The sequence below is a fragment of the Amycolatopsis sp. NPDC004747 genome (genome assembly GCF_053601335.1).
On sequence record NZ_JBSGBQ010000006.1, the window covers coordinates 230,234 to 244,543 of the forward strand.

Annotated in this window: 14 protein-coding genes; 11 read left to right on the top strand and 3 right to left on the bottom strand. The window is 69.9% G+C overall.

Translation table 11 applies throughout. The features are described 5' to 3' along the window. Positions 1 to 17: 17 nt before the first annotated feature. The 9 genes from ACWEGE_RS12155 to ACWEGE_RS12195 all read left to right on the top strand — a co-directional run bounded on the left by ACWEGE_RS12155 (position 18) and on the right by ACWEGE_RS12195 (position 9,500). On the top strand, positions 18 to 404 hold the full coding sequence (locus ACWEGE_RS12155) for a nucleotide exchange factor GrpE (protein ID WP_449660459.1): 387 nt from the start codon (positions 18 to 20) through the stop codon (positions 402 to 404). Then, positions 401 to 2,239 (top strand): dynamin family protein, encoded by a 1,839-nt coding sequence (locus tag ACWEGE_RS12160; RefSeq protein WP_449660460.1) that lies wholly within the window; start codon positions 401 to 403, stop codon positions 2,237 to 2,239. Before ACWEGE_RS12155 ends, ACWEGE_RS12160 begins: the two co-directional genes overlap by 4 nt. Positions 2,240 to 2,340: 101 nt before the next feature. Then, positions 2,341 to 3,033 (top strand): hypothetical protein, encoded by a 693-nt coding sequence (locus ACWEGE_RS12165; protein WP_449660461.1) that lies wholly within the window; start codon positions 2,341 to 2,343, stop codon positions 3,031 to 3,033. A 349-nt stretch (positions 3,034 to 3,382) separates the two neighbouring features. After that, positions 3,383 to 5,203 carry a phosphoenolpyruvate carboxykinase (GTP) gene (locus ACWEGE_RS12170; RefSeq protein WP_449660462.1) on the top strand — a complete coding sequence of 607 codons (1,821 nt, stop codon included), beginning with the start codon at positions 3,383 to 3,385 and terminating at the stop codon, positions 5,201 to 5,203. A 78-nt stretch (positions 5,204 to 5,281) separates the two neighbouring features. Then, entirely contained in the window at positions 5,282 to 6,124 is an 843-nt protein-coding gene (locus tag ACWEGE_RS12175; RefSeq protein ID WP_449660463.1) for a TIGR03621 family F420-dependent LLM class oxidoreductase, read from the top strand. A 14-nt stretch (positions 6,125 to 6,138) separates the two neighbouring features. Further along, on the top strand, positions 6,139 to 7,014 hold the full coding sequence (locus tag ACWEGE_RS12180) for an LLM class F420-dependent oxidoreductase (protein ID WP_449660464.1): 876 nt from the start codon (positions 6,139 to 6,141) through the stop codon (positions 7,012 to 7,014). Next, positions 7,011 to 7,616 (top strand): ABC transporter ATP-binding protein, encoded by a 606-nt coding sequence (locus ACWEGE_RS12185; protein WP_449660465.1) that lies wholly within the window; start codon positions 7,011 to 7,013, stop codon positions 7,614 to 7,616. The genes ACWEGE_RS12180 and ACWEGE_RS12185 overlap by 4 nt, the downstream gene beginning before the upstream one ends. Continuing rightward, positions 7,610 to 8,890 (top strand): hypothetical protein, encoded by a 1,281-nt coding sequence (locus tag ACWEGE_RS12190; RefSeq protein WP_449660466.1) that lies wholly within the window; start codon positions 7,610 to 7,612, stop codon positions 8,888 to 8,890. Before ACWEGE_RS12185 ends, ACWEGE_RS12190 begins: the two co-directional genes overlap by 7 nt. Positions 8,891 to 8,921: 31 nt before the next feature. After that, positions 8,922 to 9,500, top strand: a complete 579-nt coding sequence (locus ACWEGE_RS12195) for an EndoU domain-containing protein (protein ID WP_449660607.1) — start codon at positions 8,922 to 8,924, stop codon at positions 9,498 to 9,500. Here the strand turns inward: ACWEGE_RS12195 and ACWEGE_RS12200 are convergent. Further along, positions 9,497 to 9,769, bottom strand: a complete 273-nt coding sequence (locus ACWEGE_RS12200) for a helix-turn-helix domain-containing protein (protein ID WP_043787181.1) — start codon at positions 9,767 to 9,769, stop codon at positions 9,497 to 9,499. The two genes, ACWEGE_RS12195 and ACWEGE_RS12200, sit on opposite strands and share 4 nt — an antisense overlap. A gap of 170 nt (positions 9,770 to 9,939) precedes the next feature. After that, a complete protein-coding gene (locus ACWEGE_RS12205) occupies positions 9,940 to 11,559 on the bottom strand; it encodes an alpha/beta hydrolase (RefSeq protein ID WP_449660467.1) in 1,620 nt (539 codons plus the stop codon). 190 nt (positions 11,560 to 11,749) lie between these two features. Here ACWEGE_RS12205 and ACWEGE_RS12210 point away from each other — a divergent pair, with 190 nt between their 5' ends. Both ACWEGE_RS12210 and mctP read left to right on the top strand, forming a co-directional pair. Continuing rightward, positions 11,750 to 12,028 (top strand): DUF3311 domain-containing protein, encoded by a 279-nt coding sequence (locus tag ACWEGE_RS12210; protein WP_449660468.1) that lies wholly within the window; start codon positions 11,750 to 11,752, stop codon positions 12,026 to 12,028. Beyond that, positions 12,025 to 13,680 (top strand): monocarboxylate uptake permease MctP, encoded by a 1,656-nt coding sequence (mctP, locus tag ACWEGE_RS12215; protein ID WP_449660469.1) that lies wholly within the window; start codon positions 12,025 to 12,027, stop codon positions 13,678 to 13,680. Before ACWEGE_RS12210 ends, mctP begins: the two co-directional genes overlap by 4 nt. Here mctP and ACWEGE_RS12220 read toward each other — a convergent pair. Next, positions 13,677 to 14,279, bottom strand: coding sequence for a hypothetical protein (locus ACWEGE_RS12220; RefSeq protein WP_449660470.1), 603 nt, complete (start codon positions 14,277 to 14,279; stop codon positions 13,677 to 13,679). The two genes, mctP and ACWEGE_RS12220, sit on opposite strands and share 4 nt — an antisense overlap. Positions 14,280 to 14,310: the final 31 nt, after the last annotated feature.

Genomic DNA, 14,310 nt, shown 5'->3' on the forward strand with positions numbered 1-14,310 from the left:
TCCGCCAAGATGTGCTCATGGCGTGGTTTCGCAAGGAGGGAACCGGCGGCGGCGCGGCCGCGTCGGACACCGATGTGCACCCCTTGCAGCAGGTGAGTGAGCTCGAACGCGCTCTCGCGGACCGCCAGGCGCTGATCCAGATGTGCCTGTACGCCCTGGACCGCGCCCGCAGCGGCGGCGTCGTCGAGCGCCTGGAAGAGGGGCTGGCCGCGATCGGCGTCCAGGCCCTGCGGCCCGACGGCGAGCGGTTCGACCCGGCCCGCCACGAAGCCGGCGGCGCGATCCCGACCGAGGACCCGGCGCTCGACGGTCTCGTCGCGGAAACCGAGGTCACCGGCTTCGCCGACCACGACCGCCTGCTGCGTGCCCCGATCGTCACCGTCTACGCGAAGAAGAACCCGTGAGCGCACCGACCGCGCCGAGCCTGCCCGCGCAGGTCGCCGCGACCCGAGACCAGCTGCTGACCGTCGTCCGCGACGCCGATCCGGCCGCCGCCAAGTGGGTCGAAGACATCCGGAAGGCCCGGCCGAAGAAGCCCGCCGTCGTGGTCGTCGGCGAGACGAACCGCGGGAAGAGCTCGCTGGTCAACGCCCTGCTCGCGCGGCCGGGGCTGTCCCCCGTGGACGCCGATGTGGCCACCGCGACCTACCTGGTGTTCGACCACGCGGACACCTGGGCCGCGCACGCCTGCTACCCCGGCCAGCTGGCCCCGGTGCCGATCGACCTCGGCCAGCTGATCAACTGGGTGTCCGCCGCGCACGAGCTGCCGCCCGGCCAGCTCCCGCCGCGGTACGTCGAGGTCACCGGGCCGGTGCCGCTGCTCGAACGGCTGTCGCTGGTCGACACGCCGGGCGTCGGCGGGCTCGACTCGATGCACGGCGAGCTCGCCAAGGAAGCGGCCGCGGGCGCCACCGCGCTGCTGTTCGTCGTCGACGCGTCGGCGCCGTTCACCTCGACCGAGCTGCAGTTCCTCCGTGACGTCGGCGACCGCGTCGAGACAGTCGTGTTCGCGCTGACCAAGGTGGACATGTTCCGCGGCTGGCGCGAGGTCATGGAGGCCGACAAGCAGCTGCTGCGCGAGCACGCGCCCCGCTTCGCCGAAGCGGTGTTCCACCCGGTGTCGGCGCGGATGTTCGAGACCGCGGCCAAGGCACCCAACGAGCAGATGGCCGCGATGCTGCGGGAGAAGTCCGGGGTCGCGGCGATCCAGACGGCGTTGCAGGAGCTGCTCGTCGGCCGCTCGGCGATGCTCGGCGAGGCGAACACGCTGCGCGCGCTGTCCAGCGCGCTGGGCGAGCTGAAGGCGAAGCTGCAGGCCGAGAGCCGGGCGCTGTCGGCAGGCGAGGCCGAGGCCGAGCAGCTGCGCGAACGCCGTGACCAGCTGCAGGCCGAACGCCGGAGCTCGACCCGCGGCTGGCAGCTGAAGCTGCGCGGCGAGGTGCAGCGCACCCGCGTCGAGGTCGGGCACGAGAGCAGCCGTCAGATGCGGGACGCGCAGACGCACTTCCGCCAGCTGATCGACGCGGCCAAGCGTGACGAGCTGGCCGCGTTGCCCCAGCAGGTCGACATCGCGCTGCAGACGACGTCGCAGCGGATCTCGATGCTGCTTTCGCAGCGGCTGAACCAGGTCACCAACGTCTCGCTCTCGGAGCTGTTCTCGCCCGAAGAGCTCGACGTCATCCGCGCCCAGTTCGCCCGGGCCGGCGGCCCGCCGGTGGTGCTGCGCCCGCCGGACAAGAAGCCGCCGACGGCCGAAGACAAGCTGCTCGTCTTCATGGGCATCTCCGGCGGCGTCGGCGCGGGCAAGGTGGCCGCGCTGCCGCTGGCCGGCGTGGCGATCCTGAATCCGGTCGTGCTGCCCGCGACGATCATCATCGGCCTCGGCGCCGGCTGGTGGATGGCCCGCACGCGCAAGCACGCGGCCGACAAGCAGCACATGAAGCAGTGGCTGGTCGAGGCCATCGCGGACGCCCGCTCGACGCTCGACCAGCTCGTCGCCGAGCAGCTCATCGAGGCCGAGCAGCAGCTGTCGATGGCGCTCGACGAGGCGCTCGGCCGGCGCATCGACGCCATCGAGGCGGAGCTGAAGGAAGTCGACAAGACGATCAAGATGGGCGCGCAGGAGCGGGCCAAGAAGATCGCGATCGTGTCGAAGCGGCTCAAGGAGGTCAGCGACGGCCGCGAGCGCGCCGAGGCCTTCCTGACGCGCATCCGGGCACTGCGGGACAAAACCGCCTGAACACCGGTCCGGTTGTGGAGCGGAACCGAACGGGCCTACGGTGAGTCATACCCTCAGACAGCAGGTCGGAGCGTGTTACCCGGTTCGAAGGGGGAAGTCCCATGTGGGTCGACGAGAGCGGCGGCAGCGACACCGACGCGAGCAGCCCGGACGCGATGACCGTCCACGTCGACGGCCAGGAGTACCAGGCCGAGGTCAACTACGACGTGAACGAAGACGGGGTGAACGACACCGCGATCATCGAGCACGACGACGGCTCGGCCCAGGCCTTCATCGACTCGAACCACGACGGCCAGGCCGACCACTACGCCGTGCTGGACGAAAACGGGAAGGTCGTCGAGCAGGCGGTCTACGACGAGGCCAGCGGCCAGTGGGTCCACGACGGCGGCTCCGGCGGCCACGACGACTCCGGCACCGGCCGGGACGACAGCTCCGGCGGCCACATCCACGCCGACCTGCCGGACGGCGAGGTGGACGCGGGGGTCGCGACCATCGACACCGACCACGACGGCCACAACGACACGGTCATCGTCGAGACGAAGAGCGGCGGCACCATCGCCTTCACCGACAAGGACGGCGACGGCGAAGCGGACATCGCGGTGCAGACCGAGGCGGACGGCACGACCACGACGTTCGAGCACTCCGGCCCTGGTCAGTGGACCGAAGTCTCCAGTGGACTGATGAACGAAGGCGACCCGGCCGCGGACGCCGCGTGGGGCGAGGCGGGCACGCAGACGCTGGAGGGCGTCGCGCGCATCGACTCCGGCACCGGGCAGTGGATTTCGCCGAACTGAAAGTGACCCAGGTCATAGTTTGAAAGCCCGAGGCTGCGGCCTCGGGCTTTCTTCATGTCTTCAATGAAAACGACCAGGTCACGGCTGTGTCCCAGGCCACCGGAAGATTTTCAGCGAATGCACCGATCAAGTGACATCTGAATCGATTCCCTTATCGTTCTTGTGAGAGAACCTACACGTCAGCTCTCGGTTACTCGCCGGTCATGCGGCTACTCTCAGGGAATCCCAAATCGCGCACACCGGTTCGCCAGCCGGTGCGCGAAGCCATTCGGTCGCCGGCAATGACGCCCGCACCGGGACAACGTCGTTCCGGTGCGGGCGCATTTGTCGTCGGAAGTCAGGAGTAGAGATGACCGCAGTCGCCATCCCCGGACTGGACACCGCGCCGACGACGCACACTGGCGTGCTGTCCTTCGTCCGGGAGGTCGCCGAGCTGACCACCCCGGACCGTGTGGTGTGGGTCGACGGGTCCGACGAAGAAGCCGCCCGGATCAACCAGGAACTGGTCGAGGCCGGCACGTTCGTGCAGCTCAAGTCCAAGCCCAACTCCTTCTGGGCCACTTCCGACCCGAACGACGTCGCCCGCGTCGAAGACCGGACCTTCATCTGTTCGGAGCGTCCCGAGGACGCCGGTCCGACCAACAACTGGATGGACCCGGCCGAGATGAAGGCCACCATGACCGAGCTGTTCCGCGGCTCGATGCGTGGCCGCACGATGTACGTCATCCCGTTCTGCATGGGCCCGCTCGGCGACGAGAATCCCAAGCTGGGTATCGAAATCACGGATTTCGCCTACGTTGTCGCGTCGATGCGCGTGATGACCCGCGCCGGCAAGGCGGCGCTCGAGAAGTTCATCGCGCCGGACGGCAGCGAGCGCGAATTCGTGCCCGCGCTGCACTCGGTCGGCAAGCCGCTCGAACCGGGCGAGAAGGACGTTTCCTGGCCCTGCAACGAGACGAAGTACATTTCGCACTTCCCCGAGGAGCGCGCGATCTGGAGCTACGGCTCGGGTTACGGCGGCAACTCCCTGCTGGGCAAGAAGTGCTACTCGCTGCGGATCGCGTCGGTGATGGCCCGTGACGAGGGCTGGCTCGCCGAGCACATGCTGATCCTCAAGCTGATCTCGCCGGAGGACAAGGTCCACTACGTCGCGGCCGCGTTCCCGAGCGCCTGCGGCAAGACCAACCTCGCCATGCTGCAGCCGACCATCCCGGGCTGGCGCGCCGAGACCCTGGGCGACGACATCGCCTGGATGCGCTTCGGCGAGGACGGCCGCCTGTACGCGGTCAACCCCGAGTTCGGCTTCTTCGGCGTCGCGCCGGGCACCGACTGGCACACCAACCCGAACGCCATGCGCACGATCGAAAAGGGCAACACGGTCTTCACGAACGTCGCCCTGACCGACGACGGCGACATCTGGTGGGAGGGCATGGAGAACACGCCCGCGCACGCCACCTCGTGGAAGGGCCAGGACTGGACGCCGGACTCGGACGAGAAGGCCGCCCACCCGAACTCGCGCTACTGCACGCCGATGTCGCAGTGCCCGATCCTCGCGCCGGAGTGGGACGACCCGAAGGGCGTGCCGATCTCGGCGATCCTGTTCGGTGGCCGCCGCAAGACCACGGTCCCGCTGGTGAACGAGGCCCGCGACTGGCAGCACGGCGTGTTCATGGGCGCCACCATGTCGTCGGAGACCACGGCCGCGGCGGCCGGCGCGGTCGGCAACGTCCGCCGCGACCCGATGGCGATGCTGCCGTTCCTCGGCTACCACGCCGGTGACTACTTCAAGCACTGGCTGAACCTGGGCAAGAACGCCGACGCGAACAAGCTGCCGAAGATCTTCTACGTCAACTGGTTCCGCCGCGGCGACGACGGCCGGTTCCTGTGGCCGGGCTTCGGCGAGAACTCGCGGATCCTGAAGTGGGTCGTCGAGCGCGTCGAGGGCAAGGGCAACGCCGTCGAGACGCCGGTCGGCTTCGTGCCGCGGGCCGAGGACCTCGACACCGAGGGCCTCACCGAGCCGATCGAGGACATCCAGGCCGCCCTGGACGTCAAGCCCGAGGAGTGGCGCGAGGAGCTGCCGCTGATCGAGGAGTGGTTCGAGAAGATCGGCGAGGTTCCGACGTCGCTGCGTGACGAGCTCGACGCGCTGGCCCAGCGCCTGAGCTAGTACCCAAGCAGAAGGGGACGCTTCCCGGCCGCATCCGGGAGGCGTCCCCTTCTTCCTTTTCCGAGTAGTTTCGCCGCCATGAGACCGTTCCGCTTCGGCGTGGCCTTGTACGTGCCCGGCTCACGAGCCGAGTGGATGGCGAAGTGCCGCCGGGCCGAGGAGCTGGGCTACGACGTCGTCGGCGTGGTCGACCACCTCGGCCGGGTCGCGCCGGTGCCCTCGCTGCTCCTCGCCGCCGAGGCCACCGAGCGGATCCGGCTGAACACCTACGTCCTCAACGCGAGCTTCCACAACCCGGTGCTGCTGGCCCGCGATCTCGCCGCGCTCGACGAGTTCACCGGCGGCCGGGTGGAGATCGGGATCGGCGCCGGGTACGTCCGCGAGGAGTTCGAAACGGCCGGGATCGACTGGGGCACGCCCGGTCGCCGGTTCGGCCGGCTCGTCGACGTGGTCACCGAGCTCGAGCGCGAGTTCGCCGGCCGCCGGCGGCCGCCGCTGCTGCTCGGCGGCCGCGGCGACCGGATGCTGACCTTCGCCGCCGCGCACGCCGACACCATCGCCCTCACCGGCACCGCCCCCGGCGCGGCCGAGGGGCGGCTGGCCCTGGCCGGCGCCGGCGCGCTGGCCGAGCGCGCCGGCTTCCTGCGGCGAGTGCTCGACGGCCGGGACGTCGAACTGAACCTGATGGTCCACTTCGTCCGGATCACCGACGACCGGCGGGCCGCTCTGGAGGAGGCCCACCAGCTCGTGCCGCACCTCGGCGTCGAGGAGCTCGGCGAGCTGGCCACGGTCCTCGCCGGCTCGGCGGAAGCGGCGGCCGAGCAGCTGCTGCGCACCCGCGAGACCCTCGGCGTCAGCTATTTCACCGTGCTCGAAGACGACCTCGAGCGGCTCGCCCCGGTGATCGAAAAGCTCCGCTGAGTACCTTGGTCGGCATGACTGGGGATTTCCGTTTCGGTGTCAACATGATCGTGCCGGACAGCCGCGCCGCCTGGGTGGCGAAGTGCCGCAAGGCCGAGGACCTCGGCTTCGACGTCGTGTCGGCGGCCGACCACCTGGGGATGGCGCCGCCGTTTCCGGCGCTCGTGCTGGCCGGCGAGGTCACCTCGCGCGTCAAGCTGAACACCTTCGTGCTCAACACGCCCTTCTACAACCCGGTGCTGCTCGCCCGCGACGTCACGGGCACCGACCAGTTCACCGGCGGCCGGCTGGAGCTCGGCCTCGGTGCCGGGTACGTCAAGGCGGAGTTCGAGGCCGCCGGGATGCCGTTCCCGTCCGCTCGCGAGCGCGTCGACCACCTCGAGCGGACGATCACCGAGCTCAAGCGGCGGTACGCCGACCCGGAGCACAAGCCCGCGCCCACGCGTCCCGAGGGACCGCCGCTGCTGCTCGCCGGCCGCGGCGACCGGATCCTCACGCTGGCCGCCGAGCACGCCGACATCATCGGCTTCACCGGCACGGCGAAGACGCCGGACGGCGCCGCGCTGGCCCCGGCGAGCGCCGAGGAGATCGAGGAGCGCGTCGAGTTCGTGCGGGCGAAGCTCGGCGACCGTGAGGCCGAGTTCAACCTGCTCTGCCACTTCGTGAACATCACCGAAGACCGCGCGGGCGCGCTCGAGGAGCTGGCCAAGCTCACCCAGGGCGTGCTGAGCGTCGACCAGCTCGCCGAGGTCCCGACCGCGCTGGTCGGCTCGCCCGCCGCGGTCACCGAGCAGCTCCACGCGCACCGCGAGCGGTTCGGCCTGACCTACTACACCGTGCTGGAGCACAACATGGACCAGTTCGCCCCGGTGCTCGAAGCCCTCCGGTGATCGACGCGAAGGCGCTCGGCGTCCGGGCCGGCGAGCTGTGGCTGTTCGACGACCTCGACTTCTCCGTCGACCCCGGGGAGTGCGCCGCGATCGTCGGGCCCAACGGGGTCGGCAAGTCGACCTTGATGCGCTGCCTCTACGGCATGCAGAAGCCACAGCGGGGCCGTGTGCTGGTGGACGGCAAGGTGCCGGACGAGCGGGACGTCGGGTTCCGGCGCAAGGTGTCGGTGCTCTTCGACGACTCCGACTTCTTCGCCGAGCTGACCCCGCTGCAGCACCTCGAGCTGCTGTCCGGTTCGTTCGGCGCCGACCTCGGCGACCACGAGGAGCTGCTGCGGGACGCGGGCCTCGGCGACCGCATGCGCGTGACGTCCGGGCACTTCTCCGCCGGCCAGCGCCGCCGCCTTCTGCTGCTCGGCGTCACGGCCCGGCCGCACCGGGTGCTGCTGCTGGACGAGCCGGAACGCGCGCTGGACACCGCGGGCAAGGAGTGGCTGGTCGAGGTGATCGGCCGGTCGACGGCGGCCGGCGCGGCGGTCGTGGTGGCCACTCACCACCCGCCGCTGCTGGAGGCCGCGGACAGCGTGCTCGAACTGTGGTGACCGCGGCTCCGCGCAGGATGCGGATCCCGGGCCGCAAGCGGTTCGGCGGGGTCTTCAGCGGCGACACCGCCGGCTTCGTCTTCCTGTTCGGCTTCGGGTTCCTGTTCACCGCGTTCTTCCACGTCGACGGCTGGCGGCCGGCCCTCTACGGGTCGTCCACTGTGGACTTCCCGGCCGTGCTCGGGCTGTTGACGCTCTGCTGCGCGGTCGGCTGGCGCGGCCTGCTGCGCCGCGGTTTCGCCTGGGTCGAACCGGCGCAGCTGACCTGGCTCGACTTCGCCCCGGTCGACCGTGGCCGGGTCGTCACGCTGCGGCTGCTCGGCGCGTGGACCGGCGTGGTCGCGGTGACCGGCTACCTGGCCGCGCTGCTGCTCGCGGTCGGCGGCGCCGGGCTGGACCAGTGGCGGGCGGCGGTCGCGATCGTCGTCGCGACCGGGGTGGCGGCCTTCGCGTCGGCGAGGCGGACGCCGGTGCGCGTCGACGCGCTCGGCCCGCTGGTGCTCGCCGTCCTCGGCCTGGCGATCGCTGCGCTCGACTTGGGCCCGGCGGCCGTCCAGTTCGTCGCGGCGGGGGTGCTCGTCGCGGCCCTGCCGCTGGCCTTCGGCGGCGAGCCGGTGTCGCACGCGGGGCGGGCGGCGCTGCTGGCCGGGTGGGACGGCCGGGTGCTGCGCTCGGTCGCCGTCACCTTCCTCGATCCGATGATGCTGCTGCCGCCGTCCGCGCCGGCCGGCGGGCTTTCGCTGCGCCACCCGACACCGCTGCGGCTGGCCTGGGCGGGCACCCTCGGCCGGGCCCGGTACGCGGGCGCGGCGCTGCTGGTCGGCCTGGCCGTCGTCGTCGCGCACATCGCCGTGCCGACGGTGCCGGGCGCGGTCCTGATCGGCGTCGGCGGGTACGTCGCCTTGATGCCGTTCTGCGGCGGGCTCGGCGAGCTCTGGCGCAACCCGGGCCGGCGGCGGTGGCTGGGTTCGAGCGACCGCGACCTCGTCGTGGCCCACGGCCTGGTGCTCGGCGGCGTGGGTCTCCTCTGGTGGACAGCGCTCTTCGTGGTCACCCTCGCGGGTGGGACGTCGTTCGCCCCGACGGCCTGGCTCGCCGTGCCGCTGTCGGTGCTTTCGATCCTTCGCACGGTCACCCGCACCGCCGTTGACTACGCGAATCCCGCGTTCGTGGACACCCCGATGGGCCCGATGCCCGCCAACCTCACCCGGCAGCTCTTCCGCGGTCTCGATCTGCAGCTGGTCGGCATCGCGCTGCTCGCCGCCGCCGTTTGACCTACCCTCGGTGCGACGAAGGGAGCAGCGAGTGGGCGGCGGGCACGCACCGGGCGTCGGGCGCAGGGCGACCAGCGAGTTCCCGCCCGGCTGGACCGACGAGCAGATCATCTCCGTGGTCAAGGACGTCGCGAACGACCCCAGCGAGGCCCGGCGGCAACAGCGCAACGGCCGCTGGCGCTGTGCCGGCGAGCGGTTCAACGTGCACCTGATCGTGCTGGTCGAGGACAACGGGCACGTGCACACCGCCTACCCGGTGGCCGGGCCGGGCGTGATCCGCAACCCGGACACCGCACGGGACCCGGCGAACCCCACGGTCGCCGACCTCAAGGGCAACCGGATCAGCTTCTTCGCCGACAGCGTGCTGACCATGATCGGCAACCGGCTCTCCCCCGAGGACTACACGCACTACCGGACGCTGCTGTGGGCCGGCGAGTGGGAGGAGCTGGCCGACGTGCTGGCCGCCCACGCCTACCGGGTCGGCTTCGGCTTTTCCGCCGACGAGTTCTCCGACTTCGAGAAGCTGCTGAACAGCTACGACCTGCCGGTGCCCGGGTGCGCGTTCCTCAACGACCGCGAGCACATCCTCAAGCAGCTGCGGCCGCTCTAACTCGCCTGCGAAAGCGGAGGTGACGCGGCGGGCGTGACGGCCGCGCGCAGCTCCTCCAGCGGCAGGCCCACGGCGTCGGCGATGGCCGCGACCGTGAAGAACGCCGGCGTCGGGATGCGGCCGGTTTCGATCTTCCGGAGCGTCTCGACCGAGATCCCCGCCTCCGCGGCGACGTCGACCATGCTCCGGCCGGCCCGCGCCGCCCGCAGCGCCTGGCCGAGGCGTTCGCCCCGTTCGCGCTCTTCATCCGTCAGCGGTACCCGCACCATGAGAGGGATTTTAATACCACTGCGGCCCGAAGCGCTTCCGTTGAGGGCGGTGGCGGGGGCATGGATGGAACACCAGTAGTTGTCCACGACCTGTGGACAACTCTGTGCACAGGTGTGGAAAAGGCCCCGCCGAACCGGAGTTCGGCGGGGCCCCACCACATCTAGTGCCCTCAGGCGCCCGCGGGCACCGGAAGTGGCATGCCGGGCAGGCTCTGGTCGTTCGGCACCACGCCGTCGACGAGGTAGGCCTCCACGACCTTGTCCACACCCGCGTTGCCGCCGGCGTAGATGCCGTGGTCACCTTCGCCGGTGATCGTCAGCATCCGCGAACCCGCGAACGCCTTGTGCGCGCGCTTCGCGCCCTCGATCGGCGTCGCCGGGTCGTGCTCCGACTCGACGATCAGCACCGGCGGGACACCCTTGCCGTCCAGGACCGGGAGCGGGGACGGCGGCTTCTTCCAGAACAGGCACGGCTGGATGAACCAGCCGGCACCCAGGAGCGGCAGCTGCTGGTCGATCAGCTTCTGCGAGTCCCGGATGGCGCTGTTGGGCGAGCCGGTCCACGGACCCTCGTTGCACGGGATGGTCCAGAAGCTGGCGTCGTAGGCGTCGCCGTCGGCGGGGACCATCAGCGGCTGCGCGCCGTAGGTGACGGTGCTCTTGTCGGCGGCCTTGGCCTTCTGCGCGGCCGAGGACTTGGCCTGCGCCGAAGCGGTGCCCTGGGTCAGCGTGCGGACGCTGACCAGGTAGTCGGCCAGGCCGGGGAAGGCGCGCTTCGAGTAGATCTGCGACGCGATGAACGAGTCCAGGCCGTTGGCCGAGACGCTCGAGCCGTCGGGCAGGGTGACCGCGCCCTGGGTCAGGGCGTAGCGGACCTGCTCGTAGGTCTGGCGGGCCGCCTCGCCGGTGGTGCCGAAGTGGTAGAGGTTGTCGTACTTCGCCACCCACGGGAGGAAGTCCTGGCGGAAGCGGCGCTCGAAGCCGAGCGGCTGCCAGTCGAACGACTTCTGCCAGGTCGTGGTGAACTCGGTCGCCGAGTCGAGGACGAACCGGCCGGTGCGCGTCGGGTAGGCCTGCGCGTAGTGCGCGCCCATCCAGGTGCCCGCCGAGTAGCCGACCCAGTTGATCTTGTCGCGGCCGAGCAGCACGCGCAGCAGGTCGATGTCCTTGACCGTCTGGTCGGTGTTGATCAGCGGGCCCAGCTCGCCGGACTTCTGCTGGCAGGACAGCGCCGCGTACTTCGTCGCCTGCAGGATCAGGTTCAGGTTGCCGCGGTTGCGGTCACGCGGGTCGAGGTCCGCCCCGGTGCCGATGGCGCCGCCGCAGGTGATGTTGGTGCTCTTGCCGGTGCCGCGCGGGTCGAAGCCGACGATTTCCTGGTGCTCGCGCAGCTTCGTCTGGTTGCGCAGGCGGGCCGGGAAGTTGCGGCCGGGCGCGCCCGGGCCACCGGGGTTGGTGACGACGCTGGCGGTGGCGTCCGACTTCGCCTTGAGGCGGCTGACCGCGATGGTCAGGTCGATCTGGGCGTTCGCCTGGTACCAGTTGCGCGGGGTCTTGTAGGTCGCGCACTCCATGTCCTCGGCGCCCGCGGGCGGGGCCGTCGGCAGTTCGGAGGGGACAGCGCACTTGTGCCAGTCGAGCTTCTGGTTCGCGTACTGCGCCGGGATGTTCGTGGAGTTCAGCGGCTGCTTACCGGCCGCGACCTCCTGGCCTGCGAACGCAGGAGTGAACCCGGCCAGCAGGGTGCCGGCGATCGCCGGGATCACCACCGCGTAGCGGAGTCGTGTCATACGGTTGCCCCTTTTGGGTTTTGCGCGTGCGGAGTCGGCTATTGATATCGGGCCCGTACGGGCGGGGCAACCCACGTTCGTCGGAGAGAGCTTTCCGCTGGGCGATCAAATCGATATCGGACAAGCGTGACTCGCTGTCACCCAGGTCTTAAGGTCATGCAGTCGGTTACGGGAGTGTTAGGTGAGGTCGATGTCGACTGCAAAGCACGACGGAAAGGTGCGCGGGTTTCAGTTCAGCCCGTGGAACCTGCTCCTGATCGTCCCGCTGCTGGTCCTGGTCACGCCACTGTTCAACATGGACGGACCGCGGCTGTTCGGGATGCCGTTCTTCTACTGGTTCCAGTTCCTCTTCGTCGGGATCGGGGTGCTGAGCACCTGGATCGTCTACATGATGACGCGGGACAAGCCCACCTCCGACGGCCCGGACAAGCTGAGCGTCGACGAACTGGACGAGGGGGACGCTCGATGAGCAACCTGCAGTGGCCCGAGCTGATCATCTTCACGCTCCTGTTCGCGCTGGTCACCGTGCTCGGCTTCATGGCCTCGCGCTGGCAGCGCGGCAGCACGCTGGACCACCTGGACGAATGGGGGCTCGGCGGCCGCAAGTTCGGCTCGTGGATCACCTGGTTCCTGCTCGGCGGTGACCTCTACACGGCGTACACGTTCGTCGCGGTGCCCGCGCTGGTGTTCAGCGCCGGCGCGCTCGGCCTCTACGCGCTGCCGTACACGATCGTCGTCTACCCGATCGTGCTGCTGCCGGCGCTGCGGATGTGGTCGGTTTCGCGGGTCCGCGGTTACGTGACCCCGGCCGACTTCGTGCGCGGCCGCTTCGGCTCGCCGATCCTGGCGCTGCTGGTGGCGATCACCGGCATCGTCGCGACCATGCCGTACATCGCGCTGCAGCTGGTCGGCCTCGAAGCCGTGCTGCGGACGATGGGCATCAACGGCTCCGGCATCGTCGGGCACCTGCCGCTGCTGGTCGCCTTCGTCATCCTGGCGTTCTACACCTACCAGTCCGGCCTGCGGGCGCCCGCGCTCATCGCGTTCGTCAAGGACATCCTGATCTACCTGGTCATCCTGGTGGCGATCATCTACCTACCCTCGAAGCTCGGCGGCTGGTCGCACATCTTCGACGCGGCGGCGAAGAAGCTCGGCACGCCGAACCCGGCCACCGGCAAGCCGGCCGGGTCGATCCTGCTGACGGCCAACAACCAGCTGCAGTACGCGACGCTGGCGCTGGGTTCGGCGCTCGCGCTGTTCCTGTACCCGCACTCGCTGACCAGCGTGCTGGCCTCGCGCGGCCGCAGCGTGATCAAGCGGAACATGGTTGCGCTGCCGGCGTACTCGCTGGTGCTCGGCCTGCTGGCCCTGCTCGGCTACGTGGCGATCACGGCGGGTGTCAAGCCGCTGACGAACGCGGCGACCGGCAAGGCGGACGGCAACACGATCGTCCCGGTCCTGTTCGACAACCAGTTCTCGTCCTGGTTCGCCGGCATCGCGTTCGCCGCGATCGGCATCGGCGCACTGGTGCCGGCCGCGATCATGTCGATCGCCGCGGCCAACCTGTGGACCAGGAACATCTACAAGGAGTACATCCGCAAGAACGCGACACCGCAGGAAGAGGCGAAGCAGGCGAAGCTCGCTTCGCTGGTCGTCAAGCTCGGCGCGGTCGCCGTGATCATCCTGATCGACCCGCAGTTCTCGATCGACCTCCAGCTCATCGGCGGCGTGCTGATCCTGCAGACGCTGCCGGCGGTCGCGCTGGCGCTGTACACGCGCTGGTTCCACCGCTGGGGCCTGATCGCGGGCTGGATCGTCGGCATCGGCTGGGGCCTGATCATGCTGTACGGCATCCCCAACCCGGCCAACGGCAAGCAGCACTTCGGCGGTTCGGCGCTGTCGCTGGGCAACCTGTCGATCTTCGGCTGGCACCCGTTCGCGGGCTCGGCGGTCCAGATCTACGTCGGTTTCGTGGCGCTGATCGGCAACCTGGTGGTGGCCGCGATCGTCACGGTGATCGCGCGCCAGATGAAGGTGTTCAACGGCACGGACGACACGGAGCCCGAGGACTACCACACCGACGAGCACGACAAGAACCTGCGGCCGATCGGCGTCCACTAAGTCCACTGAGGACGGATGGCCGCCCGGGAAACCAGGTAGAGCACCACGCCGTTGAGCAGGTGCCAGAGGAAGTGCGTGCCGACCGGGACGTAGTCGCACACGTCCCGGTCGAGCGTGCGCAGGCTCAGTGAGAGTGCGAAAACCGCGCCTGCCACGGCGAAGTGCGTCCAGTGGGCGTCGCGCTGGAAGGCGAGGATCGCGGCAAAGGCCGCCAGTCCGATCAGGGCGCCGAGGTAGAGCCCACCGCCCAGCAACGCGGTGACGACGGTGAGCGTGAGAAACGCGGGCGCGGCAAGCCACGCGTATCGCGGACTCCAGTGTTCGCGCGCGAACAGCACGGCGTACACCAGCATGAAGGCGAGAATCGCCCCCGAGTCGGCGGCGCCCGCCCACCGCGTCGCGAGCAGGTGGAAAACGGTGCCGGCGACGAAGATGAGCCCGATCAGCCCGGCGAGCAACCGTCCGATCCGATCCCCGCCGGCCAGCCGCCACACGAGAACGGCGGCCACGACGAAGGCGAGGTTGCTGAGACTGTTGAGCGGCTCACCCCAGAGTCCGGGCCCGACGCGTTCGCAGTACCCGTCGACGTAGTACGGCACACCACCAGCCAACCACGACTAGCGTGCGGGG

Excerpts from the sequence above, each read along its gene's own strand:
- ACWEGE_RS12200 (WP_043787181.1), bottom strand. The coding sequence starts at position 9,769 with ATGGTGCGGGTACCGCTGACGGATGAAGAGCGCGAACGGGGCGAACGC.
- ACWEGE_RS12205 (WP_449660467.1), bottom strand. The coding sequence starts at position 11,559 with ATGACACGACTCCGCTACGCGGTGGTGATCCCGGCGATCGCCGGCACC.
- ACWEGE_RS12165 (WP_449660461.1), top strand. The coding sequence starts at position 2,341 with ATGTGGGTCGACGAGAGCGGCGGCAGCGACACCGACGCGAGCAGCCCG.
- mctP (WP_449660469.1), top strand. The coding sequence starts at position 12,025 with ATGAGCAACCTGCAGTGGCCCGAGCTGATCATCTTCACGCTCCTGTTC.
- ACWEGE_RS12170 (WP_449660462.1), top strand. The coding sequence starts at position 3,383 with ATGACCGCAGTCGCCATCCCCGGACTGGACACCGCGCCGACGACGCAC.
- ACWEGE_RS12210 (WP_449660468.1), top strand. The coding sequence starts at position 11,750 with ATGTCGACTGCAAAGCACGACGGAAAGGTGCGCGGGTTTCAGTTCAGC.
- ACWEGE_RS12155 (WP_449660459.1), top strand. The coding sequence starts at position 18 with ATGGCGTGGTTTCGCAAGGAGGGAACCGGCGGCGGCGCGGCCGCGTCG.
- ACWEGE_RS12175 (WP_449660463.1), top strand. The coding sequence starts at position 5,282 with ATGAGACCGTTCCGCTTCGGCGTGGCCTTGTACGTGCCCGGCTCACGA.
- ACWEGE_RS12180 (WP_449660464.1), top strand. The coding sequence starts at position 6,139 with ATGACTGGGGATTTCCGTTTCGGTGTCAACATGATCGTGCCGGACAGC.